This is a genomic window from Pseudomonas sp. NCIMB 10586, assembly GCF_023127895.1.
GTDB classification, from domain to species: domain Bacteria; phylum Pseudomonadota; class Gammaproteobacteria; order Pseudomonadales; family Pseudomonadaceae; genus Aquipseudomonas; species Aquipseudomonas synxantha_A.
Genome location: NZ_SPKQ01000053.1, coordinates 168,301 through 192,338, shown reverse-complemented (window position 1 = coordinate 192,338; position 24,038 = coordinate 168,301). Strand labels below are relative to the sequence as shown.

The following is a 24,038-nucleotide window of genomic DNA, read 5'->3' as shown; positions in this document are numbered from 1 at the left end:
TCCCATTGAATTTATCCGCGGTTGCTTGAGTCACTCAAAGCAGTGCATTGTTTTTCCATCCACAGGACCTCAAGGACCGACCATGACCTTTTTCATCTTCCTGCTCGCCTGCGCCGCCGCCGCCAGTACCGGCGTGATCTTCAAACCCGGTGCCTGGTACGAATCCCTGGTCAAGCCCAGCTTTACCCCGCCAAACTGGCTGTTCCCGGTGGCATGGACGATCATCTACCTGCTGTTGGCCTGGGCCGGTTACCGCTTGACCCTGATCCCCGGCAGCGAAATGGTGTTGGCCTTGTGGGCGGCGCAGATTGCATTGAACACGCTGTGGACGCCGGTGTTCTTCGGGGCCCATCGGTTGTTCGCCGGGATGGTGATTATCGTGCTCTTGTGGCTCACCGTGGCAGCGATGGTGGTGCTGGCCGTGCGCCTGGATTTGATTACCGGGCTGATCCTGTTCCCGTATCTGGCGTGGCTGTGCGTGGCCGCGGCGTTGAACTTCTCGATCCTGCGTAATAATCGCTGATGGCTTACCAGCATTGGCCCGCCAGTGAGCCCGAACTGGCCCAGATGCGCCGCTTCAATCAGAAACTGGCGTGGATGCCGCGCTTTAAAATCCGCAACCGCGTGACGCCGCGCATGATCCAGGCACTGCTACGCGCCAGCCAGACGTTCAAGAAGGCGCCCGTGGTTGAGCTGAAAAGGCTGGGCACGGTGCCCGTGCGCATCTTGCGCCCCAGTGGCAAGCTCAAAGGCGTGGTGCTGGATATCCACGGCGGTGGCTGGGTGATCGGCAATGCGCAAATGAATGACGACCTTAACCTCGGCATGGTCAACGCTTGCGATGTGGCGGTGGTGTCGGTGGATTATCGGCTGGCGGTGGATACGCCGATCGAAGGGTTGCTGGACGACTGCCTGACGGCTGCGCGCTGGCTTTTGGCGGACTGCCCGGAGTTTGCCGGTTTGCCGGTGTTTTTCGTTGGCGAGTCGGCCGGCGGGCACTTGGCGGCGGCCACCTTGTTGGCGCTCAAGCAATGGCCCGAGTTACTCCAGCGGGTAAGCGGCGCGGTGTTGTATTACGGCGTCTACGATTTGACCGGCACGCCCAGTGTGCGCACGGCCGGGCCGGGCACCTTGTTGCTGGACGGTCCGGGCATGGTCCAGGCGCTGCGCCTGCTGACGCCGGGGATCAGCGACCAGACGCGCCGGCAGCCGCCGTTGTCCCCTTTGTATGGGGACTTTGAGGGGCTGCCGCCAGCGCTGATGTTCGTGGGCGAATTGGACCCGCTCAAGGATGACACCCTGCTTATCGCCGAGCGATGGGCGGCGGTTGAGGCCCATCTACTGCCGGAAGCGGCCCATGGGTTTATTCATTTTCAGGTGGCGATGGCCGATCGCGTGTTGGCTTACGCTCGCCAGTGGATAGCGGGTCGGATCCTTGGCGATGAGCGTTAGTATCGAGGCGGTGCAGGCCGCTGACATTCCCCAGGTGCTGAGCTTCGCTTTGCAGGCGCGTGATGAACTGTTTCCGTCGCTCAGTGCCACCGGAGTACCCCAGGATCTGGCGCAGTTTGAAGCCATCTATCTTGAGGGCGGCGGGCGGTTTTTGATTGCTCGTGCCGAAGGCCGGATAGTTGCCTCGGTGGCTTATCGGCCCTACGACGGCCGCTTCCCGCAGTTGAACTATCAGGGTCGCAAGACGGTGGAAGTGGTGCGCCTGTATGTGCTCCCGGCAGTGCGACGCTTGGGCCTGGCGGGCCAGTTGTACCGCTCGCTGGAGGCGCTGGCGCGGGCGAATGGCGTGGAGGTGATGTACTTGCACACCCATCCGTTTCTGCCCGGCGCGATTGATTTCTGGCGGCGGCAGGGGTTCGAAGTGGTGGATGTCGAGGCCGACCCGATCTGGCAAACAACCCATATGCACCTGCCTCTGTAGAACCAATGTGGGAGGGGGCTTGCTCCCGATGAGGGAGTGTCAGCAAACACATCTATGACTGACCCACCGACATCGGGAGCAAGCCCCCTCCCACATTTTGATCACAGTTGGCTGTCAGGCTGTCACCAGAACAAGCTGCTCCAACCTACAGGTTCAGTTGGAGCGCAGACGCAGGATTTGCGCACCGTCGAACGGGTCTGTCAGGTAATGCCCCTGCACCCCGAAGGTCTCTTGCAAACGCTGCGGCGTCAGCACTTGCAGCGGCGCGCCCAGCGCCACCAGTTGCCCGCGATCCAGTACGGCCAGGCGATCACAGGTCAGCGCCTGATTCAGGTCATGCAGCGCAATCAAGGTCGTCACCGGCAAGCCTTGCACGCCTTTGAGGATCGCCAGTTGATGCTGGATATCCAGGTGATTGGTCGGCTCGTCCAGCAACAAAATCTGCGGCCGTTGCGCCAGGGCGCGGGCGATGTGTACGCGCTGACGCTCGCCACCGGAGAGGCTGCGCCAGGCGCGTTGGCTCAGGTGGGTGGCGTCTACGTCGTGCAGGGCCTGGTGCACGATGGCATCGTCTTCGCGCGACCACGGGCTCAGCGCCGACAGCCACGGCGTGCGGCCCAGGGCCACGGCATCGAACACGCGAATGGCGTCGTCGGTGTCGGCCTGTTGCTCCACGACCGCCAATTGTTGCGCGATGGTGCGGCGCGGCAACTCACCCAGCGACTTGCCACCCAGGCGAACATCGCCGCTGGCCGGCACACGTAATCCAGCCAGCAATTTGAGCAGGGTGGATTTGCCTGAACCATTGGGCCCGACGATGCCGAGGGTTTCACCCAACTGCACGTCCAGGTCAATGTCACGCAGCAACTGCGCCTCACGCACTTTGAAGCCCAGGCCGCTGCAACTGAGCACGCTCATCGCGCATTCCTCCGGCCAATCAGGATCAGCGCAAACACCGGCGCGCCCACCAATGCGGTCACCACACCCACCGGAATCACCTGGCCCTTGATCAAGGTGCGCGACAGCACGTCCGCAGCGATCAAAAACAGCGCGCCACCCAAGGCGCTGGCTGGCAGCAAGCGCGAATGCCCGGTGCCAAGCAACAGGCGCACCGCGTGGGGAATCACCAAACCGACAAACCCGATGGAGCCGACGATGGACACCATCACCGCCGTCACCAGCGCAGCGCAGGCCACCAGCACAAATTGCACGCGGCGCACCGGGATGCCGAGGGAGGCCGCCGAGTCGCTGCCGAAGGTAAACGCATCCAGTGCGCGACGGTGCCACAGGCACACCGCGAGCCCCACGACCGCCACCGGCACCGCCAACCACACCGACGGCCAGCGCACGCCGCTGAGGTTGCCCAGCAGCCAGAACATAATGCCGCGGGCTTGTTCGGAGCTGGCGGACTTGGTGATCAGGAACGCGGTCAGGGCATTGAACAACTGCGAGCCGGCGATGCCCGCGAGGATGATCTGCCCGGTACCGCTGGACGAACCGCTGGCCCGCGCCAGCAGCGTCACCAGCGCAAACGCCGCCATCGCCCCCACAAACGCGCCGGCCGACAACGATACCAAGCCACCGCCCACGCCAATCAAGGCAACGAGCACCGCGCCGGTTGACGCGCCGGCGCTGATGCCCAGCAGGTACGGATCGGCCAGCGGGTTACGCAGCAGTGATTGCAGGATCACGCCGCACGTTGCCAACCCTGCGCCGCAGGCTGCGGCCACCAGGGCACGGGTGAGCCGATAGTTCCACACCACGCCTTCGTCGATGGGGTCCAGCACGAAGCCTGCACCCCAGAGTTTATTGGCGAGCACCTGCAGCACCACCTGCGGTTCGATGGCAGTTTCACCGATGGCGACGCCAGCGAGTAGGGCGAGCAGCAGCAACGCCAGGGCGAGTAGGGTGCGCATCATTGGCCCAGGTTATAGCCGTCGATGGCGGCGGCCAGTTGTTCAAGGCCTTCGAAGGTGCGCAGGCTCGCCTGCAACGCCAGGGCGTCGAGGATGATGATGCGGTTGTTCTTCACCGCGTCCATGTTGCGGGTCACGGGGTCGCTGTGCAGGAAGGCGAGTTTCTTTTCATGGTCGTCGGCCGGGTAGCGGCGGCGGTCCATGCGTGCGATCACCAGGAAGGTGGGGTTGGCCTTGGCGATGGTTTCCCAGCCGACGGCGGGCCACTCTTCATCGGACTGCACGACGTTACGCAGGCCTAGGGTTTGCAGCATGAATTGCGGCACGCCCTTATGGCCGGCTACGTAAGGGTCGCTGGCCATTTCGGCGCTGGAGAACCACACCAGTGCGCTGGCCTGCTTCAAGCCTTTGCCCTGCGCCGTAGCGACGGATTTGGCCAGGCGCGCCTTGAGTTCGTCGGTCAGTTGCTGGCCGCGATCCTGTACGTCGAAAATCTGCGCCAGTTGCTGGAGGCTCTGGTAGATCGTCTCGATGCGAAAGGGCTCCAACCGGGTGCCATCGGCGCCCACCAGGTTGTCCTTGCCTTCGCAGTCGGACGGCAACAGGTAGGTGGGGATCTTCAGTTCATGAAACTGCTCACGGGTGCCGACCACGCCTTGGGGCCCTACCACCCATTCCAGCTCGGCGGCCACCAGTTGCGGGCGCTTGGCGAGTACGGCTTCGAAGCTTGGCTCGTTGTTGGCCAGGCGCTCGATGCGGTCGTCCTGGGCCTTGTACTGCGCCGCCACGTTGTTGAACCACAGCGAAGTGCCGACCACCTTGTCGCCCACGCCCAGGGCGTAGAGCATCTCGGTGGCGGCTTGGCCGATGGTCACGCTGCGGGCGGGGGCGTGCTGGAAGGTCAGGGTGCTGCCGCAGTTTTGCACGGTCAACGGGTACTGAGTGGGCGCGGCTTGCGCCAGGGCACACATACCCAAGCCTGCGATCAGGGCGGTAACGCGTGGCAGCATGAGGCGATCTCCTTGTGAACCGTAGATGCAGCAGGGGAGGTACGGCTCGGAAATACGCCCATGGACGCTGCTGATGGGCAGGGCCAGGATGTCCTTCCCGGACACCCCGCCGGTTAGTGAATTAGCTGGGCCGGCAGGTCTCCTGACTGATGCGTCGTCGCCTTGCTCCCGCCTTCCCGGACGCGGTCCAGTGGCAGTGGGGAGCAGGCTCGGCATCTACAGTTGCGGGGGCAGTTTCGGTTCACGTCGCGTGCGGCGTTTCGAATTCCCTGTTAGTCCCATACGGGAACCGGCGGCGGTATGGTAAGCGATCGCGCCCTGTAGGCGCGAATCAGAGTCGAATATCTTGCGGCCCGCGGATCAGCGCTTCGATCCGGGTGCCTGTGGCGCGCTCTTCGTTGCTGAACCCGTCGTAGTCGGCCAGGTTGGCGAAGCGGATGCCGGTCAGTTGTTCGATCGCAATCACACTGCGCTGGTAGGTTCGAAGCGGGCCGAATACCAGGTCGAGTTGGCCCAGTTCGCGGCTTTGGTCAATCGTGTAGGCACTGGCCGAGGGCTTGCCATCGTCGCTGAGGTAAGCCACCACTTTCCAGAACGCCTTGGGGATTTTCACGCCACGGTAAAGCCGGTCGTCATCGGCGAACACTGGCCCGGTAAACACCGTGGCCCGGGCTTTCCAGCGCTGGGTGTTGTCGAGGATGTAGTCTTCGAGCTCCAGCCAGGTTTTCTGGTTGAAGCCGCTCATTTGAGGGGAGCAGTTGGTGAAGTGAAAGGTGTCGAAGTTGGCGGTGTTCGCCTCGTCGCCCCAGTTGGGGTCCTGGCGCCGTACCAGGTGGCCGCGGTCCAGGCCATTGCCGGCATAGAGGTCTTCACCTACTTGGGCGTCCAGGGGCAGGCGGCCATCGTAGGCCCAGGTGTCGTTGCTGCGCGTGATGTCCACATGCTTGGCGCCGTCGATATTGACCCCCACGTAGAGCGCCAATCGTCGGGAGCGCGACATGGTGATGGAGAAATGCGTGTAGTCCAGGCGCTTGGGTTGCACGTCGCCCGCCAGTGGCTCGCCAACCGTGGGCCATGGCACCACGAAATCGCTGAGGAAATCGTCGGCATAGCCCGCGCGGTTTTTGAAGTCCTTGGCCGCTGTGACACGCGGCGTCGCGGCTCTGGCTTCCAGCAGGGTGGGGCTGGCCGCGACCAATGGACGCAGGTCGGCGAGCCTTGGGCGGTGGGAAAGGTCGATTTGGGCTGTGCGGGCGGGCATGGGCATGTTCCTTATGGGCCTCGGATAAACACCACTGAAACACAAACTCATGACAATTTGGCCGAGGGTGCGAACACAGGGCTATCCTGAAAACCGTTACCCGGACGTTCATCACACGCCAAAAAGGAGCCAGCTCATGTGTGTTCGCCAACTGCGCAACCCGATTTTCTGCCTGATCCCGCCGTACATGCTCGACCAGATCGCCCGCCACGGGGATAAAGCCCAGCGGGAGGTCGCATTACGCACGCGCGCCAAGGACAGCACGTTCCGGTCGTTGCGTATGGTCGCGGTACCCGCCAAGGGCCCGGCCCGCATGGCACTGGCCATGGGCGCCGAGAAGCAACGCTCGATCTACAGCGCCGAAAACACCGACAGCCTGCCCGGCAAGCTGATTCGCGGCGAAGGGCAGCCCGCCAGTGGCGATGCCGCAGTAGACGAAGCCTATGACGGCCTGGGCGCCACCTTCGATTTTTTTGACCAGGTATTCGACCGCAACTCCATCGACGATGCGGGCATGGCGCTGGACGCCACGGTGCACTTCGGCCAGGACTACAACAACGCGTTCTGGAATTCGACCCAGATGGTGTTCGGCGATGGCGACCAGCAGTTGTTCAATCGCTTCACCGTGGCACTCGACGTCATTGGCCATGAGTTGGCTCATGGCGTGACCGAGGATGAGGCCAAGCTGATGTACTTCAACCAGTCCGGCGCGCTGAACGAGTCGCTGTCGGATGTATTCGGTTCGTTGATCAAGCAGTACGCGCTGAAGCAAACGGCCGAGGACGCCGACTGGTTGATCGGCAAGGGGCTGTTTACCAAAAAGATCAAAGGCACCGCTCTGCGTTCGATGAAAGCCCCGGGCAGCGCCTTTGATGACAAGCTGCTGGGCAAAGACCCGCAGCCGGGGCATATGGATGATTTTGTGCAAACCTACGAGGACAATGGTGGCGTGCATATCAATTCCGGCATTCCCAACCACGCGTTCTATCAGGTGGCGACCAAGATTGGCGGGTTCGCCTGGGAGCGTGCAGGGCGGATCTGGTATGACGCACTGCGCGATTCGCGGCTGCGGCCCAATTCCGGCTTTTTGCGTTTTGCGCGTATCACCCATGATATTGCCGGTCAGCTTTATGGCGTAAACAAGGATGAGCAGAAGGCGGTCAAGGCAGGCTGGAAAGCGGTGGGCATTAACGTTTGACGAAGCCGCCTGTGCGGCGAGGAACAGCCATGCGAATTTCAATCAAGGAAAGCGGCGGGGCGGCGTTTTTTCCAGGGTTGGCCAAACCGCGCAGCGTCGAACTGGACGCGCTGCCCGAGCAGGACCAGCAAGAGTTACGGCAACTGATCGAAGACTCGGGTTTCTTTCGGTTGCCGCAAAGCACTCGCCCTGAACCAGGCAACCCCGGCCAGGTGCATTACACCCTGACAGTGACGGAAGGCGCGCGCGAGCACACGGTCTGTGTGCTCGCGCCGGTAAAATCCCAGGCCCTGGATGGTTTGGTGCAGTGCGTGCGACGACATATTAATTGTTGAAGCGCCAAGGCTGGCAGGCTACTTACGATCCAGCCACACCGTCTGCGCATTGCAGAACTCGCGTACACCGAAGTGCGACAGCTCGCGACCGAACCCGCTCTTCTTCACGCCGCCAAACGCCACCCGCGGGTCTGACACGCTGAACGCGTTGACGAAGACCCCGCCGGTTTCCAGCTGGTCGGCGACCGTTCGCGCCTTTGCCGAGTCGGCCGTGAAGATGCTGGCGGTCAGGCCGAACTCGCTGTCGTTGGCCAGGGCCACGGCGTGGTCGGCGTCGCGGGCGGTGATGATCGACGCCACGGGGCCGAACAGTTCCTGTTTGAACGACGTCATTTGGTCGGTGACGTCGGCCAGTACGGTCGGCTCATAGTAATTGCCCGCGCCCGCGACTTTATGGCCGCCCAGCAGCAGCCTGGCGCCTTCTTCCAGGGTCGCCTGGACCTGGCCGTGCAGTTCGTCACGCAGATCAAAACGCGCCATGGGGCCAATATAGGTGGCGGTCGAGGTGGGTTCGCCCATCACCAGGGCGCGGCTGGCTTCCAGGAATTTGGCGGTGAAGGCTTCAACCACGCCTGCTTCGATGATCAAGCGCTTGGCGGCTGCGCAGACCTGGCCGCTGTTCTGGAAGCGGCCGATGACGGCGGCTTGTACGGCGGCGTCGAGGTCGGCGTCGTTGAGCACGATAAACGGGTCGGAGCCACCCAGTTCCAGCACGCATTTTTTCAATGCGGCCCCGGCCTGTGAGCCGATAGCGATACCGGCGCGAACGCTGCCGGTGAGCGTCACGGCGGCGATGCGCGTGTCGGCGATGGCGGTGGACACGCCGTCCTGGGTCACGTTGATCACTTCAAACACGCCTTCGGCAAAACCGGCTTTGCGCAACGCTTGCTGGATCAGGTAGGCGCTGCCCATTACATTGGGCGCATGTTTGAGCACATAGGTGTTGCCGGCGAGCAGGGTCGGCACGGCGCCGCGCAGCACTTGCCACACCGGGAAGTTCCACGGCATCACCGCGAGAATCGGGCCCAGTGGGCGGTATTCGATCCGGGCGCTGCCGTTGTCCACCAAGGTAGGTTCCGGGGCGAGCATGGCCGGGCCGTGGGCGGCGTACCACTCGCTGAGCTGGGCGCATTTTTCAATCTCGGCGCGGGCCTGGGCGATAGGCTTGCCCATTTCCAGGGTGATCATCTGTGCCATGTCTTCAGCTTGCTCACGCAGGGCGACAGCCAGGGCCAGCAGATAGTCGGCACGCTGGTTCACCGGGGTGTGGCGCCAGGTACGGAAGGCACCGGTCGCGCGGGTGAGGGCGGCATCCAGTTGTGCTGCGCTTTCATAGGGGTAGCTGGCAACGGTTTCACCGTTGGCGGGGTTGATCGACAAGGCGTGGGTCTGGTGGGAAATAGCGTTCATGGCACCGTCCGGCTGAAAGAGTGAATGACGGCCAGGGTACGGGGCTGTATCTTTTCTTGAAACTGAATAATATTAAGCAATACGTTCATGAATGGAGAATGACTTGGATCTGGTGCAGCTGGAAATCTTCAAGGCGGTTGCCGAACAAGGCAGCATCAGCGCCGCCGCACAGTTGATTCATCGGGTGCCGTCGAACCTCACCACGCGCATCAAGCAACTGGAGCAGGATTTGGGCGTGGAGTTATTCATCCGTGAGAAGAGTCGCTTACGTTTGTCCCCGGCCGGGTGGAATTTCCTCGGCTATACGCGGCGTATTCTCGATCTGGTGCAGGAAGCCCGCGCCACGGTGGCGGGGGAGGAGCCCCAAGGCGCCTTTGCCCTGGGCTCGCTGGAGAGCACGGCGGCGGTGCGTATCCCGGCGTTACTAGCGGCGTATAACCAGCAATACACCAAGGTGGAGTTGGACCTGAGTACGGGCCCCTCGGGCACCATGATCGAAGGCGTGCTGTCGGGCCGGCTGACGGCGGCCTTTGTCGATGGTCCGGTGCTGCATTCCACGCTGGAGGGTGTGGCGGTGTTTGAGGAGGAGATGGTGGTGATCGCGCCGCTGCATCACGCGTCGATCAGCCGGGGGCGGGATGTGAATGGCGAAAACATCTATACGTTTCGCTCCAACTGTTCGTACCGGCACCACTTCGAGCGCTGGTTCTCACAGGATGGCGCGGTGCCGGGCAAGATCTTCGAGATCGAGTCCTACCATGGCATGTTGGCCTGTGTCAGCGCCGGGGCCGGGCTGGCGCTGATGCCGCGCAGTATGCTGGAGAGTATGCCGGGGTGTGCGGCGGTGAGTGTGTGGCCGTTGACGGACAGCTTTCGACTGCTCAATACCTGGCTGATCTGGCGGCGGGGCACGGTTTCGCAGAGTTTGAACAGTTTCGTAAAACTGCTGGAAGAACGCAATCTGCCAGCATCCTAGATCAAATGTGGGAGCTGGCTTGCATCAGCCACCAAATTGCAGGGTGCCCATCGCCAGTTTGGCCATGATCGCCGTTGCGCCCAGTTGTACCAGCCATAACGCCAACCCACCGAGGAATACTCCCAGCGCCACTTGCAGCACCAGGCTCTTCTGGCGCTTGGCTTGCGGTGCGCGTGGGGCATAGTCGTGCAATTCGTCGCGGTCGGCGCGCAGGTCCAGGTCATCGTTTCTCATAGGGTTCTCGCAGCAAGGAGGCAGTCGACGTTCAGTCTAGTGTGTTCGCCAATAAAAAGGGGGAAGCCAATGGCTTCCCCCCTTCGTCTAACGCTTGCCGGCTTACAGCACCTCGACAATCGCCTTGGTCACCGCACCAATGTTCGACTGGTTCAGCGCCGCCACACAGATACGCCCGGTGTCCAGTGCATAGATGCCAAACTCGGTACGCAGGCGTGTGACTTGCTCAACGGTCAGGCCGGAGTAGGAGAACATCCCACGCTGGCGACCGACGAAGCTGAAGTCATGACCTGGCGCAGCCTTGGCCAGCTCGGCCACCATCTGCTCGCGCATACCGCGGATGCGCAGGCGCATTTCGGCCAACTCGGCTTCCCACTGAGCGCGCAGCTCAGGGTTGTTCAACACTGCGGCAACGATGGCTGCGCCGTGGGTGGGCGGGTTGGAGTAGTTGGTGCGGATCACGCGCTTGACCTGGGACAGGATGCGCGCGCTTTCTTCCTTGGACTCGCTGACGATCGACAGCGCGCCTACGCGCTCGCCATACAGCGAGAACGACTTGGAGAACGAGCTGGACACAAAGAAGGTCAGGCCCGACTCAGCGAACAGGCGCACTGCGGCGGCGTCTTCGTCGATGCCATCGCCAAAGCCCTGGTAGGCCATGTCGAGGAACGGCACCAGGTTCTTGGCCTTGACCACCTCCAGCACGTCTTGCCAGTCGGCCGGGCTCAGGTCGACGCCGGTCGGGTTGTGGCAGCAGGCGTGCAGCACCACGATGGACTGTGGTGGCAGGGCGTTGAGGTCTTCGAGCAGGCCGGCACGGTTCACGTCATGGGTGGCCGCGTCGTAATAACGGTACGTCTGCACCGGGAAACCGGCTTTTTCGAACAGCGCCTGGTGGTTTTCCCAGCTTGGGTCGCTGATGGCGACAACGGCGTCGGGCAGCAGTTGCTTGAGAAAGTCGGCGCCGATTTTCAGTGCACCCGTGCCGCCGACGGCCTGGGCGGTAATCACACGGCCGGCGCTCAGCAGCGGCGACTGCGCACCAAACAGCAGCTTCTGCACGGCCTGGTCGTAGGCCGCGATACCGTCGATCGGCAAGTAGCCACGGGCGGCGTGTTGCGCCACACGAATGGCTTCCGCTTCGGCAACGGCACGCAAGAGTGGAATCTTCCCCTCCTCGTTGCAGTAAACGCCCACGCCAAGGTTGACCTTGGTGGTTCGTGTATCGGCGTTGAATGCTTCGTTGAGGCCCAGGATAGGATCGCGTGGTGCCATTTCGACAGCGGAGAACAGGCTCATTTTTGCGGCAGCTCTATGGGGGAAGGGAGGGACGTGTCGCGCTCCAGCCGAATGCACTAGAGCGGTGCACAAACGGGGAGCTAGTATAGAGGCCATCACCGCGCAGGGCGACAGCCGAAATGGCTTTTCGGCCAAGTTTTTCGGTTTATTTGCTGACCGTTAGTCTTATTGCAACCTTGAAGGGAAAGGACATGTAGGACGTCAGCCTTGAAACCCGTCACATTCGCCACCACTTCTACAGCTATCATGGTTTTTTCCTGCAACCTGCGATGATTATTCGCGGGTTGCTGAGCTATTTCGTCCCTGGCGGTGTCGAGTCTGGGGTGACTTCACGAGGTACGTTATGTCGGATTTCCAGCTCGTTACCCGTTTTGAACCCGCCGGCGATCAACCGGAAGCCATTCGCCAGATGGTCGAAGGCATCGAGGCCGGCCTGGCGCACCAGACGCTGCTTGGGGTGACCGGTTCCGGCAAGACCTTCAGCATCGCCAACGTGATCGCCCAGACCAACCGCCCGACCCTGGTGCTGGCGCCGAACAAGACCCTGGCCGCGCAGCTTTACGGCGAGTTCAAGGCGTTCTTCCCCAACAACGCGGTTGAGTACTTCGTTTCCTACTACGACTACTATCAGCCCGAAGCCTACGTGCCGTCCTCCGATACCTTTATCGAGAAGGATGCATCGATCAACGACCATATCGAACAGATGCGGCTGTCGGCGACCAAGGCGTTGCTGGAGCGCAAGGACGCGATCATCGTCACCACGGTGTCGTGCATCTACGGTCTGGGCAGCCCCGAAACCTACTTGAAGATGGTGCTGCACGTTGACCGAGGCGACAAACTCGACCAGCGCGAACTGCTGCGCCGCCTGGCGAGCCTGCAGTACACCCGTAACGACATGGACTTCGCCCGCGCCACCTTCCGGGTGCGCGGCGATGTGATTGACATCTACCCGGCCGAATCCGACCTGGAAGCGATCCGCATCGAGCTGTTCGATGACGAAGTCGAAAGCCTGTCGGCCTTCGACCCGTTGACCGGCGAGGTGATCCGCAAGCTGCCACGCTTTACCTTCTACCCGAAAAGCCACTACGTGACCCCGCGTGAAACCCTGATGGGCGCCATCGAGGGTATCAAGGTCGAGTTGGCCGAGCGTCTGGAATACCTGCGTTCCAACAACAAGCTGGTGGAAGCCCAGCGCCTTGAGCAGCGCACCCGTTTTGACCTGGAAATGATCCTGGAGCTGGGCTACTGCAACGGCATCGAAAACTACTCGCGCTACCTGTCGGGTCGCGAATCCGGGGCGCCGCCGCCGACCCTCTATGATTACCTGCCGCCGGACGCCTTGCTGGTGATCGACGAATCCCACGTCAGCGTGCCGCAGGTGGGGGCCATGTATAAGGGCGACCGCTCGCGTAAGGAAACCCTGGTGGAGTACGGCTTCCGCCTGCCGTCGGCGCTGGACAACCGGCCAATGCGCTTTGACGAGTGGGAGGCCATCAGCCCGCAGACCATCTTTGTGTCGGCGACGCCCGGCAACTATGAAGCCGAGCACGCTGGTCGCGTGATCGAGCAGTTGGTGCGACCTACTGGCCTGGTGGACCCGGAGATTGAAATCCGCCCGGCGTTGACCCAGGTCGACGATCTGCTGTCGGAGATCAACAAGCGTGTGGCCCTGGAAGAGCGGGTGCTGGTTACCACATTGACCAAGCGCATGTCCGAAGACTTGACCGACTACCTGGCCGACCACGGCGTGCGCGTACGTTACCTGCACTCGGACATCGACACTGTGGAGCGGGTAGAGATCATCCGCGACCTGCGCCTGGGGACCTTCGATGTGCTGGTGGGGATCAACCTGCTGCGTGAAGGCCTGGACATGCCCGAAGTGTCACTGGTAGCGATCCTGGATGCGGACAAGGAGGGCTTCCTGCGCTCCGAGCGCTCGTTGATCCAGACCATCGGCCGGGCGGCGCGTAACCTCAATGGCCGGGCGATCCTGTATGCGGACCGCATTACCGGCTCCATGGAGCGGGCGATTGGCGAGACCCAGCGGCGTCGCGACAAACAGATCGCGTTCAACCTGGAACACGGCATCACCCCCAAGGGCGTGTTCAAGGACGTTGCCGACATCATGGAAGGCGCCACCGTGCCCGGCTCGCGCAGCAAGAAGCGCAAGGGCATGGCCAAGGCTGCCGAGGAAAGTGCCAAGTACGAGAACGAACTGCGCTCGCCGAGTGAGATCACCAAGCGGATTCGGCAGTTGGAAGAGAAGATGTACCAGCTGGCTCGGGACCTGGAGTTTGAGGCGGCGGCGCAGACGCGGGATGAGATTGGCAAGTTGCGCGAGCGGTTGCTGACTGTCTGATTTGCACTGGCTTTACTGGCCTCATCGGGAGCAAGCCCCCTCCCACATGTTGATTTGTGAATACAGTCAAATGTGGGAGGGGGCTTGCTCCCGATAGCCGTGCCGCGGTTTTCCAGAAATCACCCAGGCTGTTACCATTCGCCCCTTGTTTCAATTTTCAGTTTTATCGCCCATTCGAGACCTGCCATGACCACCGTCCGCACGCGCATTGCGCCATCGCCTACTGGGGATCCCCACGTCGGTACTGCTTACATCGCCTTGTTCAACTACTGCTTTGCCAAGCAGCATGGTGGTGAATTCATCCTGCGGATCGAAGATACCGATCAACTGCGCTCCACCCGTGAGTCGGAACAGCAGATTTTCGATGCCTTGCGCTGGCTGGGCATTACCTGGGCTGAAGGTCCGGACGTCGGCGGCCCGCATGGCCCGTATCGCCAGAGCGAGCGCAGCGACATCTACAAGCAATACACCCAGCAACTGGTCGACATGGGCCACGCCTTTCCGTGCTTCTGCACCGCCGAAGAGCTGGACCAGATGCGTGCCGAGCAACAGGCCCGTGGCGAGACCCCGCGCTACGATGGTCGCGCGCTGTTGTTGTCCAAGGAGGAAGTGGCCGCACGCCTGGCGGCTGGCGAACCCCACGTTATCCGCATGAAAGTGCCGAGCGAAGGCGTGTGCGTGGTGCCGGACATGCTGCGCGGTGACGTCGAAATCCCGTGGGACCGCATGGACATGCAAGTGTTGATGAAGACCGACGGCTTGCCGACGTACTTCCTGGCCAACGTGGTCGACGACCATCTGATGGGCATCACCCATGTGCTACGCGGTGAAGAGTGGCTGCCATCGGCGCCGAAACTGATCCTGCTGTACGAATACTTCGGCTGGGAGCAACCGCAGCTGTGCTACATGCCGCTGCTGCGTAACCCGGACAAGAGCAAGCTGTCCAAGCGCAAGAACCCAACGTCGGTAACGTTCTACGAGCGCATGGGCTTTATGCCTGAGGCGATGCTCAACTACCTGGGCCGCATGGGCTGGTCGATGCCGGACGAGCGCGAGAAATTCTCGTTGCAGGAAATGGTCGACAACTTCGATCTCTCCCGTGTCTCCCTCGGCGGGCCGATCTTCGATATCGAGAAGCTGTCGTGGCTCAACGGCCAGTGGCTGCGTGACTTGCCCGTGGAAGAGTTTGCCAGCCGCGTGCAGCAATGGGCGTTGAACCCCGAGTACATGATGAAGATTGCGCCGTTGGTGCAGGGCAGGGTAGAGACATTCAGCCAGGTCGCGCCCTTGGCCAGTTTCTTCTTTGCCGGCGGCGTGAACCCGGATGCCAAGCTGTTTGAATCCAAAAAGCTCTCCGGCGACCAGGTTCGCCAACTGATGCAGTTGATCCTGTGGAAGCTCGAAAGCCTGCGCCAGTGGGAAAAAGATGCGATCACGGCCACGATCCAGGCGGTGGTGGAATCCCTTGAGCTGAAACTGCGCGATGCCATGCCGCTGATGTTTGCCGCGATCACCGGGCAAGCGAGTTCGGTGTCGGTGCTCGATGCGATGGAAATCCTCGGCCCGGACCTGACCCGTTTCCGCCTGCGCCAAGCCCTTGATTTGCTTGGTGGTGTGTCGAAGAAAGAAAACAAGGAATGGGAAAAGCTGCTGGGCGCCATCGCTTAAGCAGGCCGTTGCAGTGACGAAACCCCGGTTTTCCGGGGTTTCGTCGGTAAGTGATTGTTATCCCGGCAAAAAATTTTGAAAATTGTTGAAAATAAATTTGACACGTTTCCAAACCGCCATTAAGATTCGCCCCGTCCTCACCGATGAGGGGCTATAGCTCAGCTGGGAGAGCGCTTGCATGGCATGCAAGAGGTCAACGGTTCGATCCCGTTTAGCTCCACCAATTTACAGGTTCAAGGTTCCGGCCACACCGTCCTTGAATTGATCAGGTCTCAGCTCTGATCAGATGTACAGAAGGTTTTGTCCCCTTCGTCTAGTGGCCTAGGACACCGCCCTTTCACGGCGGTAACAGGGGTTCGAGTCCCCTAGGGGACGCCACGATTACCCGCTTTGCGGGATTTTTAAGGGTCATTCAATTATTGAATGGCCCTTTTGTTTGTCTGGCGTTCGGCCATTTTCTTGATTGATTCCATTTTTTTGTTCTGACCGGCGGTCGTACCTTTCGCTTGCGCAATATTATTATGGTAATAATATCCAACCCATGAAAGTCGGAGGCCTTGATGAGCGATAAAAAAGCGCAAACCCGCGAACGTATTTTGCAGGCTGCCAGCGCGGCATTGATCCAGCGCGGCCCGGCTGAGCCGAGTGTGGGGGAGGTCATGGGGGCGGCAGGGCTGACCGTCGGTGGTTTCTACGCGCACTTTGAAAGCAAGGACGCGTTGATGCTGGAGGCGTTCAGCCAGTTGCTGGCGCAGCGCCGGGCCTCTATCGACGATCTGGACACGCAGCTCACCGGCGAAGAGCGTCGGGCGCTGGTGGCGGCCTTCTATCTGTCACGCAAGCATCGTGATTCAACCTCCCAGGCCTGCCCCTTGCCGGCCACAGTTGGCGAGATGGGTCGCTTGCCCGACGCATTTCGCGAGGTCTTGAGCGAGCACGTGGAGCTGATGACTGCGCAGCTGGCCGACAGCCCTGAAGACATCGACAAGGCGCTGGCGGACATGGCCTTGATGGTGGGTGGCCTGACATTGGCTCGCGCACTGGGGCCGGGTGAGTTGTCGGACCGCGTAATCCGAGCGGCCAAGTCGGCGGTGCGCTGAAGAGGCGCGCCTCGACTGCCGCCGTCTACAGCAGCGGCAAACCGCCTGATACACTGCCCCGCCGACATCAATCGACTGGAGCAAGGCATGGGCTGGGATTTGGCAACGCCGTTTATCATCGATCTGCAGGTTGCGCCTGAAGACATCGACGGCCTCGGGCACGCCAACAACGCGGTGTACGTGTCCTGGCTGGAGCGTTGCGCCTGGCGCCACTCCCAGCGCCTGGGTCTGGACCTCACCGAATACCGTCGCCTGGACCGTGCCATGGCGGTCGTACGCCATGAGATCGATTATCTGGCGGCAGGTTATGAAGGCGATGAGCTGCAACTGGCCACCTGGATCGTCGACTGGGACCAGCGCCTGAAAATGACCCGTCGATTCCAGCTGGTACGCCCTCGCGACGGCGCGACGCTGCTGCGCGCGCAAACCACCTTTGTGTGCATCGAGTTGTCCAGCGGCAAACCCAAGCGCATGCCTGCCGAGTTTATTGACGGTTACGGTCCCGCCCTGACGGGGGGTTAACGGTCGCCGCCGGAAACCCAGTAAACTGCGCCACGATTTTTGTTGAGTGTTTTCCATGCAAATTGCTTTGGCGCCCATGGAGGGGTTGGTCGACAACATCCTGCGGGACGTGTTGACCCACGTGGGCGGTATCGATTGGTGTGTGACCGAATTTATTCGCGTCAACGACCGCCTGCTCACCCCTGCGTATTTCCATAAGCTCGCGCCGGAACTGCTGCACGGTGCCCATACCGCTGCGGGTGTGCCGCTGCGTGTGCAACTGCTCGGCTCCGACCCGGTGTGCCTGGCCGAAAACGCTGCCCTGGCCTGCGAGCTGGGGTCTGAGGTGATTGACCTGAACTTTGGTTGCCCGGCCAAGACCGTCAACAAGTCCCGGGGTGGCGCGGTGCTGCTCAAGGAGCCGGAGCTGCTCAACCAGATCGTCGAGCACGTGCGCCGTGCCGTGCCCGCCCACATTCCCGTGACCGCCAAGATGCGCCTGGGCTTCGACAGTCCGGATGGCGCGCTGGTATGCGCCACCGCGTTGGCCGAGGGCGGTGCTGCGCATATCGTCGTCCACGCGCGCACCAAAGCCGATGGCTACAAGCCGCCGGCCCACTGGGAGTGGATCCCGCGGGTGCAGGACGTGGTCAAGGTGCCGGTATTTGCCAATGGTGATATCTGGAGCGTCGAAGATTGGAAGCGTTGCCGTGAAATCAGTGGCGCCGAAGACATCATGCTCGGCCGTGGCCTGGTGGCGCGTCCTGACCTGGCAAGGCAGATTGTGGCGGCCAAGGCCGGTGAGGAAGTGGTCGAGATGACCTGGGCGCAGATGCAGCCGATGCTTCAGGAGTTCTGGCGCCAGTCGGTGGCGCAACTGACTGAAAAACAGGCACCCGGCCGCTTGAAGCAATGGCTGGCGATGCTGACGCGCAACTACCCGCAGGCGGTGGAGCTGTTCACCGCGCTGCGCCGCGAGACCGACCTGCAATGCGTCAGCCGTCTGCTGGGCATGCAGCATCCGGTCCCGCTCGACCCTGTTCCAGCAACCGCCTGAAGCCTTCTATCGGCAGCGGACGGCTGTGCAGATAACCCTGGAATAAATGGCAGCCCAGCTTTTGCAGGAACGCCAGTTGTTCCGGGGTTTCCACGCCCTCGGCGATCACTTCCAGATTCAAACTGTTCGCCATGGCCACGATAGCGCGGATGATTTCTGCATCATTGGGGTCGTGAGTGGCATCACGCACGAACGACTGATCGATTTTCAACGCATCCACCGGCAGGCGCTTGAGGTAGGTCAGGGATGAGTAGCCGGTGCCGAAGTCATCCATTGCGAAGCTCACCCCAAGTCGTTTCAGGCGACGCATTTTCGCCACGGTATCGTCCAGATTCTGGATCACGATGCCTTCGGTAATCTCCAGTTTCAGCAGGCTGGAGGGCAGTTGATGTTGTTTGAGGCAGTGTTCTACCCGTTCCACAAAATCATTCTGGCGAAACTGCCGCGGGCTGATATTCACGCACAGGCTGAAAGTGAGCGGGTCCACCAGACCGTCGGCAATCAGCTGGGCAAACGCGCCACAGGCTTCATCGAGAATCCAGGTGCCAACTTCCAGAATCAGGCCGCTGTCTTCCAATACCTTGATAAATTCCGTCGGCGACTGCGCGCCCAACTGCGGATGATGCCAGCGGACCAAGGCTTCGGCCCCGATAATCCGGTTGCCGCGCGCATCTACCTGGGGTTGGTAATGCACGCTGAACTCGCCGCGTGACAGGGCCAGGCGCAGGTCGGTCTCCATGCGCAGGCGCTCACTGGCGGTTTTTTGCATGCTGTTGTGAAACATCTGCGTGGTATTGCGCCCTGAATCCTTGGCGCGGTACAGGGCGATGTCGGCACGCTTGAGCAAATCGGCTGGCGTGGTGCCGTGGTCGGGAATCAGCGCCACGCCGATGCTGGGCGTGACCTGCAAGCGATGGCCGTCAAGGAACATCGGCTCCGACAGCAACTCACGCAATGTATCGGCCACGCTTTGCACCTGGTCGCTGACCTCCTGGCGCTTACCCTCAAGACCGCTGAGCAGCACCACAAACTCATCGCCGCCCAGGCGTGCCACGGTGTCCTCCATGCGTACGCTGGCTTCCAGGCGTGCGGTGACGATTTTCAACACGGTATCGCCCACCGGGTGGCCGAGGGAATCGTTGATGTGCTTGAAGTGGTCGAGGTCGAGGAACAGCAGGGCGCCGCGCAGGTTGTGGCGCTTGAGCAGGGCGATCTGCTGGCTCAGGCGGTCCATCAGCAGTGCGCGATTGGGCAGGTTGGTGAGCGGGTCGTGATAGGCCAGGTGGCGGATCTGCGCCTGGGCGTTTTTCAGCAGGCTGACGTCTCGTGCGGTCAGCAGCAGGCAGGGGGTTTCGTTCAGGGTGATCGGCTCGACCGAGACCTCCACCGCCAGCACCTCGCCTCGTTTGTTGTGCCAGAGCATTTCCAGATGATGGATGCGGCCCTTGATCTGCAACTCGGCCAATAATGCCGCGCGCTGGTTTTCATCGGCCCAGATGCCGATCTGGTACAGGGTCAGGCCGATGGCTTCTTCGGTGCGGTAACCGGTCAGGCGGCAAAAACCGTCATTGACCTCCACATAACGGCCGGTGTCGCGTTCGGTGATTGAAATCGCGTCGGGGCTGGAGTGAAACGCCTTGGCGAACTTCTCTTCACTGGCCTTGAGGGCGGCTTCCGAGCGTTGCTGCTGGGTGATGTCCCGAAGAGTGGTGACGATGCAGGGCTGGTCGCTGACCTTGATCAAGCGGCTGGAGATGACGCAGGTCAGGCTTTGGCCGTCCTTGTGATGCACCACGATGGCCACATTGCTCAGGGCCTGCTCGCGAATCACCTGCTCGATGCGTTGCAGGCGCTTGCTGGAGTCGTCCCACAGGCCGATTTGTTCGGCGCTTTTGTCCAGTACTTCGGCGGCTGTCCAGCCGAAGGTCTGGGTAAACGCCGGGTTGATCTCGATAAAGGCGCCGCTTTCCAGGCAGGTCACGCAGATAGGGTCGGGGCTGGCCTGGAACAGGCTGGCAAATTTTTCCTCGGAGGCGGTGAGGCGTTGCTCGCGTTCGACCTGGTCGGTGATATCCAGCAAGGTGCCCGCCATGCGTAGGGGTTTGCCTGCTTCATCGCGGTACAGGCGCGCACGGCTTTCCAGATAGCGTGGGCTGCCGTCCTCCAACTGCACGCGGTAGGTCAATTGGTAGTTGCCGTCCGGGCCTTCACGCAAGCTGCGGTAGGCATTGCGCATACCCTCGCGATCCTGGTCGGACATCCCTTCGAAAAACGCATCGAAGGATTCATGAAAGGGCGCCGGTTCGAGCCCGTGCAGTTGGGCGGCGCGGGCCGAGCCGTAGAGCATACCGCTGGGGATGTGCCAATCCCAGGTGCCCAGTTGCGCGGAATCCAGGGCCAGGTCGAGGCGCTCCTGGCTGTCTTTGAGCGCTTGCTCTGCGTTTTTGCGTTCGGTGGTGTCCAGGAACGTGCTGATCAGGTAAGCCTCACCGTCCAGTTCCACCTTCTGGGCGCTGAGCGTGCCGTCGTGGATCTGGCCGTTGCTGGCGCAGAACTGCACCTCCATGGTGATGGGTTCGCCTTTGCGCTGGGTGGCCTTGACCAGCAGTGCACGCTGCTCCGGATGGCGCCACAGGCCCAGTTCCAGGGTGGTACGGCCGATGGCATCGGCCACCGGCCAGCCGAACAGCATTTCGAAATACTGGTTGGCTTCGCTGATCAAGCCATCGGCCTGGCGGGTCAGTAGCACCATGTTCGGGCATAAATGGAACAATGTGGCGAAGCGCTTTTCGGAGTGGCTGAGGGCGTGTTCGCGGTCGCGCTGATGGGTGATCTCGCGGATCACTCCGATCATGCGGCGCCGTCCGGCTTTTTCCGGCGCGAGGCTGCCGCTGATTTCCAGCCAGTGCAGACTGCCATCGGGCCACTGGATGCGATGGTGCATGGCCCGTTCGAACGGCTCTCCTGCCAGGACCGCGTGAAAACCACGCACCACCCGTGCGCTGTCTTGCGGGGCCAGCAAGTCAAGGTAGTCGAGGTCCTTGGGCAAGGGTTGATGCGGGTCAAAGCCGAATAACGCTTGAGTACCCCGTGACCAACTGATTCTTCCCGTGTCGATTTCCCAGCACCAGGCGCCCAGCCGGGCGGCATTCAGGGCTGCCAGCAATTGCGGGGCACTGTCCCAGCTTTGCTCCGCCGCTTGGGGGTCCAGGGCGTAGATGCGGGGCAGGGGGGGTACGGGGTCGCCGGGGTTGCGCATTGTCAATGGGCCTTGGCTCGGTGAGAAGACAGCGCGGTTTTCCTTGAAACCCGAGGCCGCACAGTGTCATGCCGGTAACCCTGGCAGATCGACCTGTGCATCCAGCAGGCTCATGAAAGCCCGCGCAGCGTTCGATAGCGTCCTTTCTGTATGCACGATATAGCCTAGCTGGCGACTGAGTTGTATGCCCGGCAAAGCGATACTTGCCACTTGATCATCGAGCATGGTGCGCGGCAACACGCTCCAGGCCAGGCCGATGGACACCATCATCTTGATGGTTTCCAGGTAGTTGGTGCTCATCGCAATATTTGGCGCAAGCCCCTGGGCTTCGAACAGGCGGCTGACAATATGGTGCGTAAAGGTGTTGCCGCCGGGAAACACCGCCGGGTGCCTGGCGATATCGGCCAGGCTGATGGAGCCGTTGCTGATCAGGCTGTGTTCCGGCGCTACCACAAAGTCCAGCGGGTCATCCCATACCGGCGAGGCGCGCACCAGATGGTGGGGCTCGGGCGCCAGGGTGATTACCGCCACTTCGGCGCGACCATGGAGTATTTCTTCGTAGGCCACTTCTGAATCCAAGAACTGAATATCCAGTGCCACGTTTGGGTATTGCCGTGTGAAGGTGCGCAGGATCGGTGGCAGGCGGTGCAGGCCTATATGGTGACTGGTGGCCAGAGTGAGGCGCCCGCTGACTTCCCCTGTAAGGTTGGTCAGGGCGCGGCGGGTGTCGTCCAGCACGTTGAGGATTTGATAAGCGCGCGGCAGCAAGGCCCTGCCGGCTTCGGTCAAGCCGACTTCACGGCCCAAGCGATCAAACAAGCGCACTTTCAATTGCTGCTCCAGGCCCGCGATGCGTTTGCTGATGGCGGGCTGCGTCAGGTGCAGGCGTTCGCCGGCCCCCGAGAAGCTGCCGGTCTCGGCGATGGCGATAAAAGCATTGAGGTTGGCCAGATCCATGGTGCTATTCCAGTTGGTAATCCAAAGCATAAAAAATATGAATTTGAGTTATTTAATGTAGCGCCATACCATCAGCCTCACAAGCCAAAGGGTTATTGAAAAGCCCGGCGTATAGAAACACCGCTGATGAGGACCGACTGATGGCCGGCAAAACGCTTTACGACAAGCTTTGGGATTCCCATGAAGTGAAACGTCGCGATGATGGATCGTCGCTGATCTATATCGACCGTCACATCATCCATGAAGTGACCTCGCCCCAAGCGTTCGAAGGCCTGCGACTGGCCGGGCGCAAGCCTTGGCGCGTCGACTCCATCATCGCCACGCCGGACCACAACGTGCCGACCACTCCTGAGCGCAAGGGCGGTATCGAGGCCATTGCCGACCAGGTTTCGCGTTTGCAGGTGCAAACCCTCGACGACTATTGCGACGAATACGGCATCACCGAATTCAAGATGAATGACGTGCGCCAGGGCATCGTCCATGTGATCGGGCCGGAGCAGGGTGCGACCTTGCCGGGCATGACCGTGGTCTGCGGCGACTCCCACACCTCCACCCACGGTGCGTTCGGCGCCCTGGCCCATGGCATCGGCACCTCCGAGGTGGAACATGTGTTCGCCACCCAGTGCCTGGTCGCCAAGAAAATGAAGAACATGCTGGTACGCGTCGAAGGCCAATTGCCGTTTGGCGTGACCGCCAAGGACATCGTGCTCGCCGTGATCGGCAAGATCGGCACCGCCGGCGGTAACGGCCACGCCATCGAATTCGCCGGCAGCGCCATTCGCGACTTGTCCATCGAAGGGCGCATGACCATCTGCAACATGTCCATCGAGGCCGGTGCCCGTGTGGGCATGGTGGCGGCGGATGAGAAAACCGTGGAGTACGTCAAAGGTCGCCCGTTTGCCCCGCAAGGCGCCGATTGGGACGCCGCCGTCGAAGCCTGGAAAGACCTGGTGTCCGACGCCGATGCGGTGTTCGACACCGTGGTCGAACTCGACGCTGCGCAGATCAAGCCGCAAGTCAGCTGGGGCACTTCGCCCGAAATGGTCCTGGCCGTTGACCAGAACGTGCCGGACCCGGCCAAAGAGGCCGACCTGGTCAAGCGCGGCTCCATCGAGCGTGCCTTGAAGTACATGGGCTTGAAAGCCAACCAGGCGATCACCGACATCCAGTTGGATCGCGTGTTCATTGGCTCCTGCACCAACTCGCGGATCGAAGACCTGCGCGCCGCGGCGGTGATCGCCAAGGGCCGCAAGGTTGCCTCGACCATCAAGCAAGCTATTGTGGTACCGGGTTCCGGCCTGGTGAAGGCGCAAGCCGAAGCTGAAGGCCTGGACAAGATCTTCCTCGAAGCCGGTTTTGAATGGCGTGAACCAGGCTGTTCGATGTGCCTGGCGATGAACCCGGACCGTTTGGAGTCGGGCGAGCATTGCGCGTCCACCTCCAACCGTAACTTTGAAGGGCGTCAGGGCGCCGGTGGCCGCACCCACCTGGTCAGCCCGGCCATGGCCGCCGCCGCTGCCGTCAACGGTCGTTTCATCGACGTTCGCGAATTGATCTGAGGAATA

21 protein-coding genes, 2 tRNA genes and 1 riboswitch are annotated in these 24,038 nt (G+C 61.5%); of the genes, 14 read left to right on the top strand and 9 right to left on the bottom strand.

What is annotated here, in order from left to right; all coding sequences use genetic code 11:
- The first annotated feature begins 82 nt into the window (after positions 1–82).
- Genes E4P01_RS27945 through E4P01_RS27935 form a run of 3 tightly spaced genes read left to right on the top strand, consistent with a single transcriptional unit; the run spans position 83 to position 1,933 of the window.
- The gene (locus E4P01_RS27945) at positions 83–523 is read left to right on the top strand and encodes a TspO/MBR family protein (RefSeq protein WP_003192600.1); all 441 of its coding nucleotides are present in this window, start codon (positions 83–85) and stop codon (positions 521–523) included.
- Complete coding sequence (locus E4P01_RS27940) at positions 523–1,452, top strand: alpha/beta hydrolase (RefSeq protein ID WP_216091823.1); 930 nt, start codon at positions 523–525, stop codon at positions 1,450–1,452. The genes E4P01_RS27945 and E4P01_RS27940 overlap by 1 nt, the downstream gene beginning before the upstream one ends.
- Positions 1,442–1,933 carry a GNAT family N-acetyltransferase gene (locus E4P01_RS27935; protein ID WP_078821863.1) on the top strand — a complete coding sequence of 164 codons (492 nt, stop codon included), beginning with the start codon at positions 1,442–1,444 and terminating at the stop codon, positions 1,931–1,933. Before E4P01_RS27940 ends, E4P01_RS27935 begins: the two co-directional genes overlap by 11 nt.
- A 153-nt stretch (positions 1,934–2,086) precedes the next feature.
- Here the strand turns inward: E4P01_RS27935 and E4P01_RS27930 are convergent, their stop codons facing one another.
- The 4 genes from E4P01_RS27930 to E4P01_RS27915 form a co-directional block, all read right to left on the bottom strand.
- A complete protein-coding gene (locus E4P01_RS27930) occupies positions 2,087–2,851 on the bottom strand; it encodes an ABC transporter ATP-binding protein (protein WP_032880227.1) in 765 nt (254 codons plus the stop codon).
- Complete coding sequence (locus tag E4P01_RS27925; RefSeq protein WP_032880229.1) at positions 2,848–3,852, bottom strand: iron ABC transporter permease; 1,005 nt, start codon at positions 3,850–3,852, stop codon at positions 2,848–2,850. Before E4P01_RS27925 ends, E4P01_RS27930 begins: the two co-directional genes overlap by 4 nt.
- Positions 3,849–4,859, bottom strand: a complete 1,011-nt coding sequence (locus tag E4P01_RS27920) for an ABC transporter substrate-binding protein (RefSeq protein WP_216091822.1) — start codon at positions 4,857–4,859, stop codon at positions 3,849–3,851. Before E4P01_RS27920 ends, E4P01_RS27925 begins: the two co-directional genes overlap by 4 nt.
- 114 nt (positions 4,860–4,973) lie before the next feature.
- Positions 4,974–5,168: riboswitch (cobalamin riboswitch) on the bottom strand.
- 22 nt (positions 5,169–5,190) lie between these two features.
- Positions 5,191–6,120 carry a DNA/RNA non-specific endonuclease gene (locus E4P01_RS27915; protein ID WP_078821861.1) on the bottom strand — a complete coding sequence of 310 codons (930 nt, stop codon included), beginning with the start codon at positions 6,118–6,120 and terminating at the stop codon, positions 5,191–5,193.
- Positions 6,121–6,256: 136 nt separating this feature from the next.
- Here E4P01_RS27915 and E4P01_RS27910 point away from each other — a divergent pair, with 136 nt between their 5' ends.
- Together E4P01_RS27910 and E4P01_RS27905 are read left to right on the top strand one after the other, a co-directional pair.
- Complete coding sequence (locus tag E4P01_RS27910) at positions 6,257–7,318, top strand: M4 family metallopeptidase (RefSeq protein ID WP_078821860.1); 1,062 nt, start codon at positions 6,257–6,259, stop codon at positions 7,316–7,318.
- A 29-nt stretch (positions 7,319–7,347) separates the two neighbouring features.
- Positions 7,348–7,653: a protealysin inhibitor emfourin gene (locus E4P01_RS27905; RefSeq protein WP_032880234.1), complete on the top strand. Its 306-nt coding sequence runs from the start codon at positions 7,348–7,350 to the stop codon at positions 7,651–7,653.
- 18 nt (positions 7,654–7,671) lie between these two features.
- Here the strand turns inward: E4P01_RS27905 and E4P01_RS27900 are convergent, their stop codons facing one another.
- The gene (locus tag E4P01_RS27900) at positions 7,672–9,063 is read right to left on the bottom strand and encodes an aldehyde dehydrogenase family protein (RefSeq protein ID WP_216091821.1); all 1,392 of its coding nucleotides are present in this window, start codon (positions 9,061–9,063) and stop codon (positions 7,672–7,674) included.
- A gap of 103 nt (positions 9,064–9,166) precedes the next feature.
- Between E4P01_RS27900 and E4P01_RS27895 the strand changes: the two genes are divergently transcribed.
- The gene (locus E4P01_RS27895; protein WP_216091820.1) at positions 9,167–10,039 is read left to right on the top strand and encodes a LysR family transcriptional regulator; all 873 of its coding nucleotides are present in this window, start codon (positions 9,167–9,169) and stop codon (positions 10,037–10,039) included.
- 24 nt (positions 10,040–10,063) lie between these two features.
- On the opposite strand, the gene E4P01_RS27890 is transcribed toward E4P01_RS27895, so the two are convergent.
- On the bottom strand, positions 10,064–10,273 hold the full coding sequence (locus E4P01_RS27890; protein ID WP_005789784.1) for a hypothetical protein: 210 nt from the start codon (positions 10,271–10,273) through the stop codon (positions 10,064–10,066).
- A gap of 102 nt (positions 10,274–10,375) precedes the next feature.
- The gene (locus tag E4P01_RS27885; protein WP_216091819.1) at positions 10,376–11,572 is read right to left on the bottom strand and encodes an amino acid aminotransferase; all 1,197 of its coding nucleotides are present in this window, start codon (positions 11,570–11,572) and stop codon (positions 10,376–10,378) included.
- Positions 11,573–11,915: 343 nt separating this feature from the next.
- On the opposite strand from E4P01_RS27885, the gene uvrB reads away from it, so the two are divergent.
- The 7 genes from uvrB (at position 11,916) to E4P01_RS27850 (ending at position 18,257) form a co-directional block, all read left to right on the top strand.
- Positions 11,916–13,931, top strand: coding sequence for an excinuclease ABC subunit UvrB (uvrB, locus tag E4P01_RS27880; protein WP_078821857.1), 2,016 nt, complete (start codon positions 11,916–11,918; stop codon positions 13,929–13,931).
- A gap of 186 nt (positions 13,932–14,117) precedes the next feature.
- A complete protein-coding gene (gltX, locus tag E4P01_RS27875; RefSeq protein ID WP_005789780.1) occupies positions 14,118–15,599 on the top strand; it encodes a glutamate--tRNA ligase in 1,482 nt (493 codons plus the stop codon).
- 147 nt (positions 15,600–15,746) lie between these two features.
- Positions 15,747–15,822: transfer RNA gene (locus E4P01_RS27870), tRNA-Ala, on the top strand.
- A 79-nt stretch (positions 15,823–15,901) separates the two neighbouring features.
- Positions 15,902–15,977: transfer RNA gene (locus E4P01_RS27865), tRNA-Glu, on the top strand.
- Positions 15,978–16,159: 182 nt separating this feature from the next.
- The gene (locus E4P01_RS27860) at positions 16,160–16,699 is read left to right on the top strand and encodes a TetR/AcrR family transcriptional regulator (protein WP_005789779.1); all 540 of its coding nucleotides are present in this window, start codon (positions 16,160–16,162) and stop codon (positions 16,697–16,699) included.
- 87 nt (positions 16,700–16,786) lie between these two features.
- The gene (locus E4P01_RS27855; RefSeq protein ID WP_032880241.1) at positions 16,787–17,221 is read left to right on the top strand and encodes a thioesterase family protein; all 435 of its coding nucleotides are present in this window, start codon (positions 16,787–16,789) and stop codon (positions 17,219–17,221) included.
- Positions 17,222–17,276: 55 nt separating this feature from the next.
- Positions 17,277–18,257 carry a tRNA-dihydrouridine synthase gene (locus tag E4P01_RS27850; RefSeq protein ID WP_005789777.1) on the top strand — a complete coding sequence of 327 codons (981 nt, stop codon included), beginning with the start codon at positions 17,277–17,279 and terminating at the stop codon, positions 18,255–18,257.
- On the opposite strand, the gene E4P01_RS27845 is transcribed toward E4P01_RS27850, so the two are convergent.
- Both E4P01_RS27845 and E4P01_RS27840 read right to left on the bottom strand, forming a co-directional pair.
- The gene (locus E4P01_RS27845; RefSeq protein WP_248130197.1) at positions 18,196–21,516 is read right to left on the bottom strand and encodes an EAL domain-containing protein; all 3,321 of its coding nucleotides are present in this window, start codon (positions 21,514–21,516) and stop codon (positions 18,196–18,198) included. The genes E4P01_RS27850 and E4P01_RS27845 overlap by 62 nt on opposite strands.
- 66 nt (positions 21,517–21,582) lie before the next feature.
- Entirely contained in the window at positions 21,583–22,473 is an 891-nt protein-coding gene (locus E4P01_RS27840) for a LysR family transcriptional regulator (RefSeq protein ID WP_005789775.1), read from the bottom strand.
- A 140-nt stretch (positions 22,474–22,613) separates the two neighbouring features.
- On the opposite strand from E4P01_RS27840, the gene leuC reads away from it, so the two are divergent.
- Positions 22,614–24,032, top strand: a complete 1,419-nt coding sequence (gene leuC, locus E4P01_RS27835) for a 3-isopropylmalate dehydratase large subunit (protein WP_005789773.1) — start codon at positions 22,614–22,616, stop codon at positions 24,030–24,032.
- Positions 24,033–24,038 lie beyond the last annotated feature (6 nt).